13 protein-coding genes are annotated in these 16,711 nt (G+C 50.0%); 11 read left to right on the plus strand and 2 right to left on the minus strand.

The annotated features are described in order from the left end of the window. Positions 1-485: 485 nt before the first annotated feature. The 7 genes from BM412_RS01360 (at position 486) to BM412_RS01390 (ending at position 7,943) form a co-directional block, all read left to right on the plus strand. A complete protein-coding gene (locus BM412_RS01360; protein WP_091212920.1) occupies positions 486-1,589 on the plus strand; it encodes a putative 2-aminoethylphosphonate ABC transporter substrate-binding protein in 1,104 nt (367 codons plus the stop codon). Positions 1,590-1,699: 110 nt separating this feature from the next. Beyond that, entirely contained in the window at positions 1,700-2,749 is a 1,050-nt protein-coding gene (locus BM412_RS01365; protein WP_091212923.1) for a putative 2-aminoethylphosphonate ABC transporter ATP-binding protein, read from the plus strand. Next, on the plus strand, positions 2,746-4,425 hold the full coding sequence (locus BM412_RS01370) for a putative 2-aminoethylphosphonate ABC transporter permease subunit (RefSeq protein WP_091212925.1): 1,680 nt from the start codon (positions 2,746-2,748) through the stop codon (positions 4,423-4,425). The genes BM412_RS01365 and BM412_RS01370 overlap by 4 nt, the downstream gene beginning before the upstream one ends. Positions 4,426-4,442: 17 nt before the next feature. Then, positions 4,443-5,243 carry a phosphonoacetaldehyde hydrolase gene (phnX, locus tag BM412_RS01375; RefSeq protein ID WP_091212928.1) on the plus strand — a complete coding sequence of 267 codons (801 nt, stop codon included), beginning with the start codon at positions 4,443-4,445 and terminating at the stop codon, positions 5,241-5,243. A gap of 11 nt (positions 5,244-5,254) precedes the next feature. Continuing rightward, the gene (gene phnW / locus BM412_RS01380; RefSeq protein WP_177245865.1) at positions 5,255-6,355 is read left to right on the plus strand and encodes a 2-aminoethylphosphonate--pyruvate transaminase; all 1,101 of its coding nucleotides are present in this window, start codon (positions 5,255-5,257) and stop codon (positions 6,353-6,355) included. A gap of 15 nt (positions 6,356-6,370) precedes the next feature. Then, a complete protein-coding gene (locus tag BM412_RS01385) occupies positions 6,371-7,156 on the plus strand; it encodes a DeoR/GlpR family DNA-binding transcription regulator (protein ID WP_091212933.1) in 786 nt (261 codons plus the stop codon). Between the two features lie 49 nt (positions 7,157-7,205). Further along, positions 7,206-7,943, plus strand: a complete 738-nt coding sequence (locus tag BM412_RS01390) for a Bax inhibitor-1/YccA family protein (protein WP_091212936.1) — start codon at positions 7,206-7,208, stop codon at positions 7,941-7,943. Positions 7,944-8,413: 470 nt separating this feature from the next. Here BM412_RS01390 and BM412_RS01395 read toward each other — a convergent pair whose 3' ends face one another. Next, positions 8,414-10,012: a response regulator gene (locus tag BM412_RS01395; protein WP_177245603.1), complete on the minus strand. Its 1,599-nt coding sequence runs from the start codon at positions 10,010-10,012 to the stop codon at positions 8,414-8,416. Continuing rightward, positions 9,990-11,831, minus strand: coding sequence for a cache domain-containing sensor histidine kinase (locus tag BM412_RS01400; RefSeq protein ID WP_256256338.1), 1,842 nt, complete (start codon positions 11,829-11,831; stop codon positions 9,990-9,992). The genes BM412_RS01395 and BM412_RS01400 overlap by 23 nt, the downstream gene beginning before the upstream one ends. Before the next feature lie 207 nt (positions 11,832-12,038). On the opposite strand from BM412_RS01400, the gene BM412_RS01405 reads away from it, so the two are divergent. From BM412_RS01405 to BM412_RS01420, 4 genes are all read left to right on the plus strand, one after another. Beyond that, entirely contained in the window at positions 12,039-13,499 is a 1,461-nt protein-coding gene (locus tag BM412_RS01405; protein ID WP_091212945.1) for an extracellular solute-binding protein, read from the plus strand. Positions 13,500-13,579: 80 nt separating this feature from the next. Next, on the plus strand, positions 13,580-14,485 hold the full coding sequence (locus BM412_RS01410; RefSeq protein ID WP_091212947.1) for a carbohydrate ABC transporter permease: 906 nt from the start codon (positions 13,580-13,582) through the stop codon (positions 14,483-14,485). 73 nt (positions 14,486-14,558) lie between these two features. Then, complete coding sequence (locus BM412_RS01415; RefSeq protein ID WP_091212950.1) at positions 14,559-15,881, plus strand: carbohydrate ABC transporter permease; 1,323 nt, start codon at positions 14,559-14,561, stop codon at positions 15,879-15,881. 10 nt (positions 15,882-15,891) lie between these two features. Beyond that, positions 15,892-16,665 carry an SDR family NAD(P)-dependent oxidoreductase gene (locus BM412_RS01420; protein WP_091212953.1) on the plus strand — a complete coding sequence of 258 codons (774 nt, stop codon included), beginning with the start codon at positions 15,892-15,894 and terminating at the stop codon, positions 16,663-16,665. Positions 16,666-16,711: the final 46 nt, after the last annotated feature.

Consider the following 16,711-nt stretch of genomic DNA (forward strand, 5'->3'; position numbering starts at 1 on the left):
ATCGTAGAAGCCTTATTAGGGGGGTTTTATGTGAAATGGAACCCGATTTCCCAAAATAAGACCTGTACGATTCGTTAGAATCTCCAAGCCCTGAATTTCGGCCGAATAAGGCCTGTACGATTCGTTAGAATCTCGGAACATGTTGAAGTTGGGGCGTGGAATGTTAAGTGCGCGGAATGTGGAGTACGGAATCTGATGTTAGTTACTGAATGTGCGAATGTTGGAGGCCAACTGTGTGGAAGGTGCACGGTGGAATGTCGAATGCGTGGGAGGTGTCCATCGGTACGATGCCACATCAGTCCTGCAGCATCGGCACGATGCCTCAGTAATCTTTCCTACCCCGAAACACAACCAAAAACAACGAATACACAAACAAAAACAATTTCTTAACTTGCATTTAATATTGAAATTACAATTGGTCCCTATATTTAGAGTATCGAAGCTTGGCCAAGCCGAGCTGAATAAATAGGGAGTGAAAACGATTCATGAAAAGGTTTATCGCACTTATCGTTCTAACATTGATGACAATCTCCATTATGGCAGCTTGTGGACAAGCCAAACCGGAAGCAAATACAGATCAAGCATCTGCTGGGACGAATGCGGGAGCAAACGGCGGCGTTGATACGGAGAGCAAAGATTTGACGATCTACACGGCGCTTGAAGATGATCAAATTAACGCCTACCTGGTAACGTTCAAAGAAAAGTACCCGGATACCAAATTGAATATTGTTCGTGATTCAACGGGCGTTATCACAGCGAAGCTGCTGGCAGAGAAAGACAATCCGCAAGCTGATGTCGTTTGGGGCGTTGCGGCAACAAGCTTGCTCGTGCTTGACCAGAATGAAATGCTCGAAGGCTACTCGCCGGCAGGTGTGGAGCGCATCCAACCGGATTTCAAAGACAAGAATGAACCTGCTCACTGGGTCGGCATTGATGCATGGGAAACCGCTTTTGTCGTGAACAAACCCGAACTTGAGAAGAAGAACCTGCCAATTCCGCAATCCTATGAGGATTTGATCAAACCCGAATACAAAGGTCTTATCACGATGCCAAATCCCTCTTCCTCGGGAACGGGCTTCCTGACTGTATCCGGCCTCGTTCAACTGAAAGGTCAAGACGGTGCGTGGTCGTACATGGATAAGCTGAACGATAACATTGCGATGTATGTGCATTCCGGCTCCAAGCCCGCGAAGATGGCCGGAACGGGCGAGTATCCGATCGGCATTTCCTTCGGCTACCGCGGTATCGAAGAACAGAAGAACGGTTCACCGGTTGAGGTCGTGTTCCCGAAAGAAGGTTCAGGCTGGGATGTGGAAGCGAATGCGCTGATGAAGAAAGCAACGATTAAGCAAACGGCAAAGGATTTTCTGGATTGGGCCATTACGGACGATGCGATGAAGGAATACAACAAGAACTACGCAATCCTTGCAACGAAAGCCGATACAACGGTTATTCCCGAAGGTTATTCGCAGGATCCGGTGCAGCAGCTGATTAAGAATGACTTCTATGAAGCGGCAAAAAACAGAGACGCCATCTTAGCGGAGTGGGATAAACGCTATAACGCGAAGAGCGAACCCAAAACAGAATAACTACTGGTAGTCAAAAAGGAAAAAGCTGCGCGGGTAAGCTGCCGAGCAGCTTTTACTTTAAGCGAACCGACCGTTCGCGGCAGATAGAAGTCAATTAAAGGGAGGCTCTTATGTCACAAGCTTACCTGTCACTGCGACATATTCATAAACATTTCGGCTCATTTACCGCACTCCAGGATATCAATCTCACTATTCAAAAAGGTGAATTTATATGTTTGTTAGGTCCAAGCGGATGCGGCAAAACAACCTTGCTGCGCATTATCGCCGGTCTTGAAAGTCCCACTGAAGGAAGTGTTCTGGTAGGGGGCAAAGAGATCACGAAGCTTCCTCCGGCAAAACGCAATTTCGGCATGGTTTTTCAATCGTACGCGCTGTTTCCGAATTTGACGGCCTATCAGAACGTGGCCTACGGCTTGCAGGGCAAGAAGTTCTCCAGGAAAGAAATCGACGAGAAAGTCAGACATGTGCTGGAGCTTGTAGACCTGGCCAATATGGGTGATCGCTACCCGGCTCAGCTCTCTGGCGGACAACAGCAGCGAATCGCGCTTGCTCGGGCGATTGTATTGTCTCCCGACTTTCTGCTTCTGGACGAACCGTTATCCGCGCTTGATGCCAAGGTTCGTGAGAAGCTGAGAGAGCAAATTTGCGAGCTGCAGGAGAAGCTCGGCATTACGACGGTCATGGTTACCCATGATCAAGAAGAAGCGTTAACGATGGCAGACCGCATCGTAGTCATGAACAATGCCGAAATCAAGCAGGTAGGAACGCCGCAGGAGGTTTATGATGTGCCGGCCTCCCCGTTTGTTGCTGATTTTATCGGTGCGATTAATTTCATGAATCCTGGCAAAGTTGCAGCTGTGCAAGGCGGAATGGCAATTCGCCCCGAGCATGTTCATATTCACACGGGGCCGGTCGCTAACGGGATTCCGGCCATTGTGCGACAGATTGAATTCCGCGGTTCCTTCTATCGACTGACGGTTCAGGTCGAGCAGCAGGAAGTCGCATTCCCGAAGGGCATCATCGCTGCTCAAACGATGATTGTGGACATCTCGTCCCAAGCCGCCGCTCACATGCAGTTAACTCGAAATGCGAACGTATTTCTTGAATGGCCCGCAAACAAGTGCATCCACTTTCAGCCTGAAAAGTTGGTGTTCGGATGAGAGACCGTGAGCAATGGATACGCCGCGTCATTATCGTGAGCGTCGTATTCATCTTAATGGTGATCGTATTATTTCCACTATGTTCCCTGTTCAGCAAAGCTTTTCTGAATCGGGATGGTCAATTTAACGGACTGGATAATTTCATTCATTATTTCACGACACCGGCTTTGTCCCGATCCTTAACGAATACGATCTATATCTCTGTTGTTTCAACGATCATCGCAGGTACGCTCGCTTTTTTCTATGCCTTTGGCATATCGAGAACCGCCGTGTGGGGCAAAGGGTTCTTTAAATACGCGGCTTTGCTGCCGTTATTTGAACCCACCATCATGCATGGTATCGCTTTGACGTATTTGTTTGGGAATCAAGGGTTAATTACGACCGGGTTTTTCGGTCATATCCCGGGAATCAACATCCATTTGTACGGCCCTGTTGGCATTATCATTTCGGAAGTCATCTACATTTTCCCGCAAGCCTACATGATTTTCCTGACGGCCCTTTCGATTACCGACTTCCGTCTCTATGAAGCTGCAGAGTCGATGGGAGCCGGCAAGCTGAGAAGGTTCTTCACGGTGACAGTGCCTTCGGTCAAATATGGCCTAATCAGCGCCGTGTTTGTATGTTTTACGGCATCGTTTACCGATTTCGGAGCGCCGCAGGCGGTCGGCGGCTCGTTTAATGTGCTGGCAACCGACATCTACAAGCAGGTCATTGGTCAGCAAAATATGTCCATGGGAGCGGCAGTCGGCATCCTGCTTACCGTACCGGCCGTAATCGCATTCGTTGTGAACCGAATCGTCGACCGTAAGCAGCGTTCCATGCTGTCAGCCAAATCCACACCATACCGCGTGGAGAAGAAACGAACGCGCGATATCCTGTTCACCGTATTCAGCACGGTCGTGGCATTAGGCATTCTTATTCCGCTCGTGACGATGGTGTATGCTTCCTGCGTCAAAGTATGGCCTTACGATCTGAGCTTCGGCTTGAAGCATTACGACTTTACAAGAGTCGCCGCTGGCGGACTTGGACCGTATGTGAACAGCTTGAAGGCCGCTTTCTTCACCGCTGTAATCGGTACGATCGTCACTTTCGTGTTTGCTTATTTTATCGAGAAGTCCAGAGAATTGAAGCTGCTGCGCGAAGCCGGATATTTCCTCTCCATCCTGCCTGTTGCGTTGCCCGGGATGGTCGTAGGTCTCGCATATATCTTCTTCTTTAATAATCCGGGAAACCCGCTCGGCGGAATTTACGGCACGCTGGCGATTATTGTACTCGCGAATATCGTTCACTTCTATTCCGTGCCTTTCATTACGGCGACAGCTTCACTGAAGAAGCTGGATAAAGAGTTCGAGCTTGTCTCGGAATCGATGCGCGTTCCGTTCTATCGCACCTTCCTGCGGGTAACGGTCCCGTTGTCGCTGCCGGTCATTCTCGAGAATGCGATCTACTATTTCGTTAATGCCATGGTTACCGTATCTGCCGTGATTTTTCTGCGATCAGCCGACACGAACTTGGCTTCCGTTTCCATCGTTAATATGGATGATGCCGGCGACGTCGCGGCTGCAGCTGCCATGTCCACCTTGATCGTCCTTACGAATATAGTCGTTCGGTCACTCTATGAGCTGGCGGTAAAACGCATAAGAAGGCAGTCCGAAGCATGGCAGGTTCACAAATAAAGGAGGCAATCAGGACTATGAAGATTAAAGGAGTTATTTTGGATTGGGCAGGTACTGCGGTTGATTACGGATGTTTCGCACCGGTAGCGGTGTTTATAGAGGTATTCGCCAATAAAGGCGTCGACATTACATTGGAAGAAGCACGCAAGCCAATGGGGATGCTGAAAATCGATCATTTGCGAACATTATGCGAGATGGAGCGTATTGCCGGGCTGTGGGAAGACAAATACGGCAGAATTCCGAATGATGCCGATGTGAATGAGATGTATGCCGATTTCGAACGCCTTCTATTCTCCATTCTGGCTAACTATGCAGAACCGATCCCAGGCGTCATTGCACTGATGGAGCGGCTGCGCGAGCAAGGGATCAAGATCGGTTCCACGACAGGCTACACCTTCGATATGATGAAAGTCGTTTCGGCAGAAGCGAAGAAGAGAGGGTATGCGCCGGATTGTCTCGTTACTCCCGATGATGTGCCGGCTGGGCGTCCATATCCGTGGATGATCTACGAAAATGCCATTCGCCTTGGCCTTTATCCGATGAAGCACATGGTCAAAGCAGGCGATACGATCAGCGATATTCAAGAAGGCGTAAATGCAGGCGTTTGGACCGTGGGCATTCTGAAAGGCAGCAGCGAGCTCGGCCTGACGGAAGCGGAAGTGGCGGCTTGTCCTCCGGAAGAATTAAAGGAGAAGCTGGAAGCTGTTGAACTCAAGTATCGTGCAGAAGGCGCACACTACGTCATTGATTCAATTGGCGAGCTGGACACCGTTATTGCAGAGATCAATGCTCGATTGGCGCAGGGGGACAAACCATGACCTATACGAACATTCCCGAGAACCCGTATTTACTCCTAACACCAGGTCCGCTCAGCACGACAAAACGAGTCAAGGCGGCCATGCTGCGGGACTGGTGTACATGGGACAAAGATTATAATGATTTGGTCCAAGACATTCGAGCAAAGCTGGTGCAGTTGGCAACGAAACAGCCTGAGTCCTATACGAGCGTGTTACTGCAGGGAAGCGGCACGTATTGCGTGGAGTCGGTCATTGGATCTGTCATTCCACAGGCCTGCAAGCTGGCGGTGCTGGTGAATGGCGCATACGGGCAGCGTATTGTGCAAATGGCGAACCTGTTGGGGATCGAGACGGTTGCGCTTGATTTTGGCGAAACAGAGCCTGCGAATCCCCATCATCTCGATGAAGTGCTGACCGCAGACAGCTCCATCACTCATGTGGCTATGGTGCACGGCGAAACGACTACCGGCATGTTAAATCCACTCGCAGATATTGCGGGTACGGTGAAACGACACGGAAAAGTACTGATCGTCGATGCGATGAGTACATTTGGCGGAATTGAAATGGATGTTCAGGAGCTCGGCGTCGATTTCTTGATCAGCAGCTGCAACAAGTGTATTCAAGGGGTGCCCGGATTTGGTTTTGTCATCGCACTCAAGGAGCAGCTCGAGCAGTGTAAAGGGATTGCCCGATCGTTGTCGCTGGATCTGTATGATCAATGGGATTCGATGGAGCGGTACGGCGGCAAATGGCGGTTCACTTCCCCGACGCATGTCGTGCATGCTTTCCATGAAGCGTTGCTGGAGCTCCAGGATGAAGGCGGCGTGAAAGCGCGTCAGCTTCGGTATGAAACGAATCAGCGGATGCTCGTTCGCGGTATGGAGCGACTTGGTTTCCAAACGCTGCTGCCTGCCCGTTATCATTCGCCTATCATTACGTCCTTCTACTTCCCGGAATCGCCTTCGTTTACTTTCGAGCGTTTCTATAATGAGATGAAAGAAGAAGGCTTCGTGCTTTACCCTGGGAAGATTACAGCCGCAGATACATTCCGAATCGGCAATATCGGCGATGTGCACGCTGCGGATATGGAACGGTTAATCGAAGCCGTAGCGCGGAGACGCTTCTGGCTGTAAGGAGGTTCTGTACAAATGTCGTTGATCGGTGAGGAACGCAAGGATTATATCTTAAATGTACTGAACCTGGAGGGGAAAGTACGGACATTAGCTTTAGTGGATCAATTAAAAGTATCCTCGGAGACGATTCGCCGCTACATGGAGGAGTTAGAGGAGCAGAATAAACTGAAGCGTGTGTACGGCGGCGCGGTGAAAATTAATTTAACCCGTGAAGAGCCTACTCCACTCAAACGTGAAGTCATTCGGGCAGAAGAGAAGAAGCGGATCGGACGCGCCGCTGCTTCGCTCGTGGAAGATAACGATATTATTTTTATCGAAGACGGGTCAACGACGCTGCAGATGGTTCACTATTTGCTCAATCGTAAAAATATTACGGTGATCACCCTCTCTGCCCCAATCATGTACTTGCTTATCGATTACCAGAATAAAGGGTTCTTCTCCGGCGACATTTATTTTCTCGGCGGCAAGGTAAATGCGAGACACTCTAGAGTGAGCGGGGCATTAACGGAGCGGATGGTAGAGCATTTCTATGCGGATAAAGCCTTCATCTCGATAGACGGGATTATGATCGAGAAGGGGATTTCAAGCTTCGATGCCGAGCGCGGTCAATTGGCTAAGCAGCTGATGAGCCATGCGAAGCAAAGCATTATTTTGTCGGACCACTCCAAGTTCGGTGCCATGCAGTTCTACAAAATCGCCGATGTGAAAGACGTCGATATTATCGTCAGCGATGTGGAAGCGCCGAAGGAATGGCACGCTTATCTGAAAGATAAAGACGTCAGCTGGATTAATGCCGATTAATAGTGAGAATGCTATAATAGATGTAAATCTATGGATGAGGTGATTGATCTTGCTGGGTCGAAGCGGTAATCCCACTTTGAATGACAAGTCCTTCGAGAAATCAGGCCATTATCTTGGTGCTGATCGCATGACGATCGAAGGTACGGTGAACAAAGCTTTTATCACACTGGCAATTCTGCTTGGGGCCGCGTTCGCCACATGGTCGATGTATTTCAATGGACAGAACGTTACGGGGTTTGCGATTGGCGGAGCAATAGGCGGGTTGATTCTGGCACTCGTGATCAGCTTCAAACCGACAACGGCGCGATATCTCGTACCGGTCTATGCCGCGCTGGAAGGTGCGTTCCTCGGGGCGCTTTCGGCGAGCTACGAAGGAAGATTTAACGGCATTACGCTGCAAGCCGCGTTAATTACGATGTGCGTGTTCATCGCTTTGCTGCTCGCCTACAAGACAAGGCTTATCAAAGCAACGGAGAACTTCAAGCTTGGCGTGTTCGCGGCGACAGCCGGCATCGCGCTGGTGTATCTGGTCAGCATCGTGCTTGGGATGTTCGGTGTGACGGTTCCGTATTTGCATGACAACAGCTTGATCGGAATCGGGATTTCGCTCGTGATCGTCATCGTAGCTGCACTTAATCTCGTGCTCGACTTCGATTTCATCGAGCAAGGGGCGCAGCGCGGAGCGCCGAAGTACATGGAATGGTACGGCGCGTTTGGCTTAATCGTGACGCTTGTCTGGCTTTATATCGAAATTCTGCGTCTGCTCTCGAAGCTTCGCAGCCGCTAGATAATAAGTGAAAAAAGCATCGTTTCTTCCTGAGAAGAGACGATGCTGCCGCAGTGCGCACTTGGACCGCAGGGTCCTGGGAGAGCAGGACGTCGCCAGGCACGATGAACCGACCGTAATTATACGGTCGGTTTTTTGTTGTTAGCGAGTTTAATTATTGGTGGCGTTGAAGGAGAAGTAGAAGGACCCTATGTATTTGTCACCTAACGGTCAAGAATGTCCGTTATAACCGAAAACTAAGCCCTAAGCACTGAAAATTCGGCTATAACGGACTAAAATGACCGTTACAGTCAGCCTTATACCAATAAATGCCTGTAACGGACATTTATGACTGCAACGATATGACCAGGCTGCAAGCGGGAATGGGACCGGTTCGTTATCGTTAGCTAACGGCAACAAAGCTGTTTCTGACCAAGCATTCTCGCTGCATGACCGGCAGCCATGCGGCTAATTCCGTCACAATTGCCAGTCTAGCTTCGGAATGCCGAAGGGCTGGTTCCGGTTATTTTCTTGAACACGTTGCAGAAGTAGTTCTGATCCTCGTAGCCGACAAGCTGCGAGATGCGGGCGATCTTAAGTGTTGTTGTCCGCAGCAGCTCCTTGGAACGCTCAATCCGCACCTTCGTTAAATAGTCATTGAAGCTGATGCCGACGACCGTCTTGAACCGTTTGGAGAAATAATTCGGATGAATGAAATACGTCTCTCCAACCCACTGCAAGGAAAGCTCCTCCGCATAATGAACCTCAATATATTGTTTGACGCTTTCGATAATTTCGTCGCAGGATTGATCGGTTCCCCGGTTCAGCATGCCGCTGAGACGCTGCAGCTGCTGCTCGATGATCGCGATAATATCCTTCCAGCTTCTAAGATTGTCTAAGCTGGCTATTGGCGTGCCCAGATTCCAATTGGGCAAGTCGGTCGCGGTCTTGGCCGCATGCTTGCGCAGCATGTGAATGATATCCGTATAGAGATATTCCACTTGTTCGTATCGGGCACCCGACGTTTCGGCGAGCGTGCGGAACAGCTGGCCCGCGTAATCCAGAAACTCCTGATGCCGGCCGTCTTCGAGCATTGCGCTTAGACCGCGTTCTGCTTGAACAAAGACGCGCGGGTAAGCGGATGCGGCGGCAGTTGGAGATTCAACATCCGTATATACGTTGCCGTTGCCGAAGAGCAGGCGATTCTGCAGCGCCTTGCGCGCTTCCATGCAGGAGAGACGAAGCTGCGTCATCTCTTGCTTAATGCCGCCAAGGCCGATTGAGATGACAATGCCCAGATGCTGTTTGATCCACTCTACGGTTTGATTGAAGGTTTCGATCAGCCCTTGCAGATCAAGCTCGCCGCTCTGCGAGCCCAGGAAAACAACGATCTCCTCCGAGTGATACGCGTGCTTGAATACCAGGAATTGAACGCCAGTCTCGGCTGCTAATGTATTCTCGATAATATTCTGGATAGCAAACCTCGCGAGCGGCTCTTCATTCTCTTGAAAGCGGGACGATTCGTTGCGATACACGATCTTGACGGATGCTCCGGCGAAGGAGGTGCTTTGCATGAGGTTCATGGGAATGCCGTCCCAGCGGGGCTCCTGCTCCGAGATCAGATGAGTCAATTGGAAGTCGAGCGGCTGCAAATTGCTCTGGCGAATCATATCGTTCAGCTCGCTCAGCTTGCTGCGATCAGCCGCTTCCTGCCGTTCTTTCCGCAGCTCCTCGCATATGCCCTCGAGCAGGGTGTTCAGCTTCTCTTTGTCGATCGGCTTAAGCAGGTAGTCTCTTACATTATAGAGGAGCGCTTCGCGCACATATTCGAACTCATCGAACCCGCTGATGATCACGAATTTCGTCCGCGGGAAATTCACCCGCGCCGAGTTGATAAACTGCAGCCCGTCCATCCCCGGCATGCGAACATCCGTCAATACGATGTCCGGCTGGCAGTTCGCCAGCTGAAACATCGCTTCGAAGCCGTCTCCGGCCTCACCTGCAAGCTGTAAGCCGAGCGGCTCCCAGGCGATTTTGCGAATTAACCCTTCTCGAAGCAACGGCTCATCATCCACGATTAACACTTTCACCGGTACCGCCTCCTGCCGTTTGCTTTGGCAATACAAAATAGATCCGCGTCCCCGCCCCCGGCTTGCTGTCGATGACAACCTGAGGGTCCGTATCGTAATACATCTGAATGCGTTTAAAGACATTGGCGAGTCCGATCATCGTCCGCGAGGAAACCTGGCGCGACATAATGTCGTTCGGATCGCTTAGCTTGCGATGAAACAGTTCAATGATAGCCGGCTCCATCCCGACGCCGTTATCTTCGACGATAATTTGCAGCGAATGCTCGTCAAGGCTCATAAGCGAAACGCGGACAAATTTATAGCCCACCTTTTGCTCCAATCCGTGTATGATTGCATTCTCTACCAGCGGTTGAATGAGAAACTTCGGCAGAATGTAGGCGTCGATTTGCTCATCCGTATGGATTTCGTAGTGGAATTTCTCGGGAAACCGGATTTTGTAGATCGATAGATATTGGTTCAGGTGATCCATCTCTTCCCGGATCGTAGCGATGTTCCCGCCATTGAGGTTGTATCGCAGCATCTTGCCAAGCGCCAGACAGATATAGGAAATTCGCTCATCGCCGTGAATGGAAGAAATGCTGTCGATGGTGCTGAGCGTGTTGTATAGAAAGTGTGGGTTGATTTGCGTTTGCAGCGCTTTGATTTCCGCTTCTTTCTTCAGGAGCTCCGTTTCATAGACCTTGGAAATGAGCGTGCTTATTTCGGATGTCATCTTATTAAAGCTGTGCTGGATCGTAGAGAGCTCATCAGAACCTTTAACCTCAATGAACGCTTGAAAGTCGCCCATCTCTACGAGCTTCATCTTCTTGTTCAATTCCTTGAGCGGACGTGTCACGCTGGCGGCAATAATGGAACCGAGCAGCATCGCGATCAAGAAGCTGATGGCTGCAATGAGGATGAGCGTGTTTCGGAACGTATCCACCTTCTGCAGGATACGCTCAAGCGGCACACTGCCGATGACAACCCAATCGCTGACGCCGAGCTTGTGATAAAAGCCGATATTGGTATTCTCGTCGTCGTCCTCATATCGGAAATCCATGTATTTCTTATTTGCTTGCGCATCCTTGTAGCCCGTGTATAAAGGGGTACCGGCAATCGATTTGCCAATCTCCTCTTCTTTGCGGGAGAAAACGATCGTGCCGCCGGCATCCGCGATGTAATAGTTGCTGCCGTCGTCGCTTTGCAAGCCGAGCAAGGTTTTCTCAAGCACGCGGGGGTCCATGTCGATCTTGATGTAGCCAATGGGATGCTGGGCATTCATCGTGATTCGTTTGAGCAGCTGGATGTAGCTGATCGTTTTGACCGGGGTTACGGTAGTGCTGATCGTCGTATAGGACACGCTCCAGAAGGGGAAGCCATCCTGATCGAGCGCTTTGCGATACAATATGGCTTGCTCCTGATCGAGAAGCGTCCTAACGCTGGCATTATAGTAGTAGTAGCTGCTGATTTGCTCGCCTTTCAGGTCGGTGATCGCTAAGAAGGAGATGAGTGGATTTTGTACTTTCTGGGAGGCGAGCTTGTTGCGATAATACTGTTGGATATCAAAGTTAAGAGGAGCATCGAGAAACTTCTGCAGCGACGTATCGCTGAAATAGCTGTATCCGATATTGCCGATCGTTTTGAAATGGAGGTCAAGGGTATCGACCGTTTGTTCCGTCAGCTTCTCAAGACCTTGCAAGGTGGAAGCTTCAAGCTCGTTGCTCATAATTCTATAGTACGAATAGCCCATAATAAATGCCGTAAGGCTGATGACAATGAAGAAGGATAATATCATTTTGCTGCGGAATTGGTTATTAAGGCTTTGAAAGTAAGTCCACATCTGCTTCAAGGAAATTCCCCTCCAGGCACTGACAGCGCTTACCTCGTGTATTCGACAACTTCCGAACTTTTCCTTTATTAGCCATTCTGAATTTACAGATAAAAGTTAAAATATTGCTAATAGGATGTTACGATATTACATAGAAAGCGCTATCAAAAAGGGGATATACTTCATTTGTAGACGAAATCATTCAAGGGAGGCAGTCAAGTGAACAACGCAAAACGACTTAGAAAATGGACGGTTTTAGCTTGTGTCATGGTTTTGATGCTTATTGTATCAGCTTGTGGGGGCGGGAATAACAACAACACGGCAAATAACACAAGTACAAACACAGAGTCGACGAATACGACGACAGAACCAGCAGCCGACAACACGAATAACGCTGCAACAGACGAAGCAGCTACAACAGATACAGGCGCAACCGTTGAAATTACGGTTTGGGATCAACCAACACCGGAAGACACTCAGAAAGAGCTGAAAGAAGAAATTTACGCGGAGTTCGAAACGCAAAATCCGAGCATTAAAGTGAAACATGAATTGATGCCGCAAGGAACGAATGACCGTGAAGTATTCGTAACGGCAATGGCCGGCGGTAACGGACCGGATGCTTACCACGCAGCTCACTTCCCAATCATTGCGGACTGGGTTGGCCAAGGGCTTGCGCTTGATCTGACACCTTACTGGGACGGATATGCGGACAAAGACAAATTCATCGCATCCTCGATGCAAGCCGGCACTATCGATGGCAAAGTTTACGGCGTGCCTCACGATATGTACGTAACAGGTTTGTTCTGGAACAAGAAGATGTTCGAAGCAGCGGGACTTGATCGCGATACGCCTCCTGCCAACTGGGATCAGCTGGTTGAGTTCGGCAAGAAGCTGACCAACGTAGACAAGAAACAATACGGAATCACGCTTCTGGGTATGGAGTGGGCTGACTGGTGGTTCGAGTATTACGTATGGCAAGCCGGCGGCGACTTGACGCACCTGCAGCCTGACGGCACCGTTCAACTGGCCTTCACTGAAGATCCTTCCGTTAAAGCCCTTCAATTCTACAAAGATTTGAAATGGACGCACAAAATCGTTCAAAACAACGTGCTCCAAAGCTACCAAGATAACATGAATGATATTTTCCAAGGCCGCGCAGCGATGTCCAATGCGGCATCCGGCGGATTCGGCGACTATGTTGCGCAAGGTATGGATCTAAACGATGTAGGCTTTGCTCCTTATCCGGTAGGTCCAGGCGGCAAAGGTCCGGGTCAAATCGGCGGCGCTTACTGGATCATTAACCCTAAAACATCCAAAGAAAAACAAGATGCGGCTTGGAAATACATCACGTACATGAACTCCAAAGAAGTCATGGAGAAAGTCCTGCAATTCCAACAAGACAACGGCATGTTCCCTAACCTGCTGTCCGTTCGCAGCGACGTGGATCCTTCCCAATTCGCAAAAGATATCTCTCCTGAGCTCGTTGCTGCCGTAAACAAAGCGGCTTCCGATACTCACCTGGAGTACTTCTTGAAAGAGCGTCTTACTCCTTATGTAGTTAAAGCGGTTCAAAAAGCGTTGACGGACGAGAAATCCGATCCGAAACAGCTGCTTCAAGAAGCGCAGGATGCAGCACAGAAAGAAGTTATCGATGCGTATAACGCATCCGTGAAGAAATAATATGACGCAGGCGGAGGCAGCGAGCGGGCAGGTCATGCCGCGAGCTGCTCCGCCTGTAATTCCGAAAGGAAGCGGAAGCGATGAAAACAGCTACTGGGCAGCAGCCGCAAGTGCAATTAAAGACTCCCTACCGATTTAAGATATCGTGGACGCCTATTTTCTTTTTGACACCGGCCATCGTGTGTTTCTTGGTATTTAAATATTACCCGCTGCTGCAAGCCGTATATATGGGTTTCTTTGATTACAAGGTCATTAACCCGCCGGGCAAGTTTGTCTGGCTGGATAATTATAAGTATTTATGGCATTCGACGGAGTTCTGGAACGCGCTCCGGAACACCTTTGCTTTCTTTTTTATTTATTTCATACTTACGTTCTGGGTGCCGATCGTGCAGGCGGTTTTGCTAAACGAAGTTAAATTTGCCAGCAAAACGATGCGTTCGTTGTACTTGCTCCCTACAGCCGTTCCGTCGGTAGCAGGCTATCTGCTGTGGAAATGGCTTTATAATCCGGATTACGGTTTATTGAACTACCTGCTCAGCTTCATTGGACTTGGGCCATACGGCTGGCTCAACGATCCCGCAATGTCCAAGTGGGCGATTGTGCTGCCCGGCGTGTTTGCAACCGGAATGGGGATGCTCATTTATTATTCGGCACTTCAGGGTATTCCGAGCGAGAACGTAGAAGCAGCCAAGATCGATGGAGCCGGACCTTGGCGCAGAATGACAGCGATCGTGTTTCCAAGCTTGAAGTTCGTTATCGGGATTCAGTTTATTTCGTTTATAAGCGGTGTATTCCTGACGTTTGACCCGATGTACATTATGACTGGCGGCGGACCGGCGAACAGCACGCGGACACTGGCCATGCTCGTATTCAACAGTTCCTTCAAGGAGTTCCGATTCGGGGTAGCGGGTTCGATCTCGCTCGTTATGTTCGTCATTATCGCGCTGATCACTTACGTGCAGCTCAAATTGTCCAACAGGGATTAAGAGGATTGGTTAGAGGCGGCTTCCGGTCGACTCGGCAATCATCTCATTTAGAGGATCCGGAAAGGAGTATCTCATGGCTGGACGCGGACGCATTAGGGAGAAGGGCGGTTTATCCGTCAAAATCGTCTCCTATTCAGTTGCCATTTTCTTTATTCTATCGTCGATCGTTCCGCTTGTCTGGATGATCAGCTCATCAATGAAAGATAACATTTCCATTTACAGCTTTCCGCCGAAATGGATTCCTGAAGTGCCCAAGACCGTAAGCGTAACGCTCAATTACGATGCGGCGGACATTTCGAAGCCGGAGGAATATGAACTGGATGCCATGGAGGCGATTTGGTTCACTTGGAAACGAATGCAGAATGAAGCGGTCGGCGCGATGAAGGTAACCGGCGTGAAAGATGGCGTTATCGTCTATAGTGCTTCGATGCCCGCTTATAATTTTACGGTTGGACGGCCGCAGATCGTTCCGACCATGGTAGCCACGCATGCGGTTATGAAGAACAAGCTGGCCAAGATTCGTGCCGGGAAATTAACCTCGTTCGATTTCAAGGGGGATGGCGGCAAGTATACGGGCTCCACTGAAATTGCCGCGGAATTGCCGTTACATGCGACAAATGCGTTGAAATGGCTGACGGAATCGAAAGTTGTGAAAGGGAAAGTGCTCACCATCTCTGAGGTGAAGGACTGGAGAAGGCTGTTCGACAATTACATCGTACTTTGGAAAAAATCCGGTGACGAAAGCAAAGGCGCCAATTTCGGCTTTCCGCATTTCTTATTGAACAGCGTGATCGTAACCGGGTCCACCATTGTCCTGCAATTGCTGATCGGCGGAACGGCTGGTTACGCGCTTGCGCATCTGGTTCGGAGCAAAGTCGGTACTTGGTTGACGCTGTTCTTCGTGGCCACGATTATGATCCCGGAAATCGCAATTCTCGTTCCGCTTTATTTAACGATGGATAAACTCCATTTGGTCAACTCGCTGTGGGGGATTATATTGCCGCATACGGCATGGGGGATCGTTATCTTCTTGTTCAAAGGGTTCTTTGAACAGCTGCCGGGCGAGCTGCTGCAGGCGGGACGCATCGACGGTGCCTCCGAGTTTAAGATTTTCTGGAGAATCATCGTACCCATGTCGGCGCCGATCTTTACGGTTGTTGCGGTTATGACGTTCATTGCGGTATGGAACGAATTCCTGTGGCCGCTTGTTGTTGCTCGGACGCAAGACGTATGGACATTCACCGTCGCGCTTAATGATTTCCAGCAGCGGCAAAGCATGGGCTCCAACGTCATAATGTCCAGCTTGGTTATCGCTACGATTCCGCTCATGCTTATCATCACTTCCTGTCAGAAACTCATCGAGAAGGGTGTTTCTTTCACAGGCTTGAAAGGGTAGGGGGACTTACGTGGATCGCAAAGTTGCTTTAGTAACAGGCTCAGGTCGCGGGATCGGCAGAGGCATTGCGCTTGCTTTTGCACGATCCGGATACGATGTGTGTGTCAACTACAATACAAGTGCGGAGATGGCTCAAGAAGTAGTGCGCGAGATCAATGCACTCGGTGTGAAGGCAGAGGCGGTTCAGGCGAATATCTCTACGCTTGAAGGCATCGAATCCTTGTTCGAGCAATTTAATCGCCATTTCGATCGGTTGGACGTGCATGTCAACAATTCGGGCATCACGCGGATGAAGCCTTTCCTGGAAACGCCGCCGGAGCTGTTCGACGAAGTGTTCAATACCGATTTGAAAGGACTCTATTTCTGCTCGCAGCAGGCGGCGCGGCTTATGGTCAAGAACGGCACTCGCGGCGTTATCATTCAAATCAGTTCCAATCATGCCGAAGGAACATGGGCGAATTCCACCGTTTATGCGGCGGCGAAGGCTGCTGTAAACAAGCTGACGAAGAATATGGCACTCGATTTATCCCCTCACGGCATTCGGGTTGTCGGCATTGCGCCGGGTTATACGAAGAATGGCTGGGGAGATGGAAACGAGCGTGTCCAGAAGATCATCGAATCGGTCTCCTCACGCATCCCTATGGGACGATTCTGCACCCCGGCGGAAGTAGGCGAAGCAGCAGTGTTTCTTGCTTCCGACAGTGCTGGCTATATGACAGGAACGACCATGTTTATGGATGGCGGCGCATTGCTCCCGGTATGGGCAGAGAAGGGGAACGGCTAGTTTCCGGCTGCCCAGCTCAATGAAACCAGTATAGGACGTAAAGGAG

Source organism: Paenibacillus sp. BC26, from assembly GCF_900116125.1.
Classification (GTDB): Bacteria; Bacillota; Bacilli; order Paenibacillales; family Paenibacillaceae; genus Paenibacillus_Z; species Paenibacillus_Z lignilyticus.

Bases quoted from the DNA above. Each gene is read 5' to 3' on its own strand.
- BM412_RS01360 (WP_091212920.1), top strand. From the start codon at position 486: ATGAAAAGGTTTATCGCACTTATCGTTCTAACATTGATGACAATCTCC.
- BM412_RS01365 (WP_091212923.1), top strand. From the start codon at position 1,700: ATGTCACAAGCTTACCTGTCACTGCGACATATTCATAAACATTTCGGC.
- BM412_RS01370 (WP_091212925.1), top strand. From the start codon at position 2,746: ATGAGAGACCGTGAGCAATGGATACGCCGCGTCATTATCGTGAGCGTC.
- phnX (WP_091212928.1), top strand. From the start codon at position 4,443: ATGAAGATTAAAGGAGTTATTTTGGATTGGGCAGGTACTGCGGTTGAT.
- BM412_RS01385 (WP_091212933.1), top strand. From the start codon at position 6,371: ATGTCGTTGATCGGTGAGGAACGCAAGGATTATATCTTAAATGTACTG.
- BM412_RS01400 (WP_256256338.1), bottom strand. From the start codon at position 11,831: ATGTGGACTTACTTTCAAAGCCTTAATAACCAATTCCGCAGCAAAATG.
- BM412_RS01410 (WP_091212947.1), top strand. From the start codon at position 13,580: ATGAAAACAGCTACTGGGCAGCAGCCGCAAGTGCAATTAAAGACTCCC.
- BM412_RS01415 (WP_091212950.1), top strand. From the start codon at position 14,559: ATGGCTGGACGCGGACGCATTAGGGAGAAGGGCGGTTTATCCGTCAAA.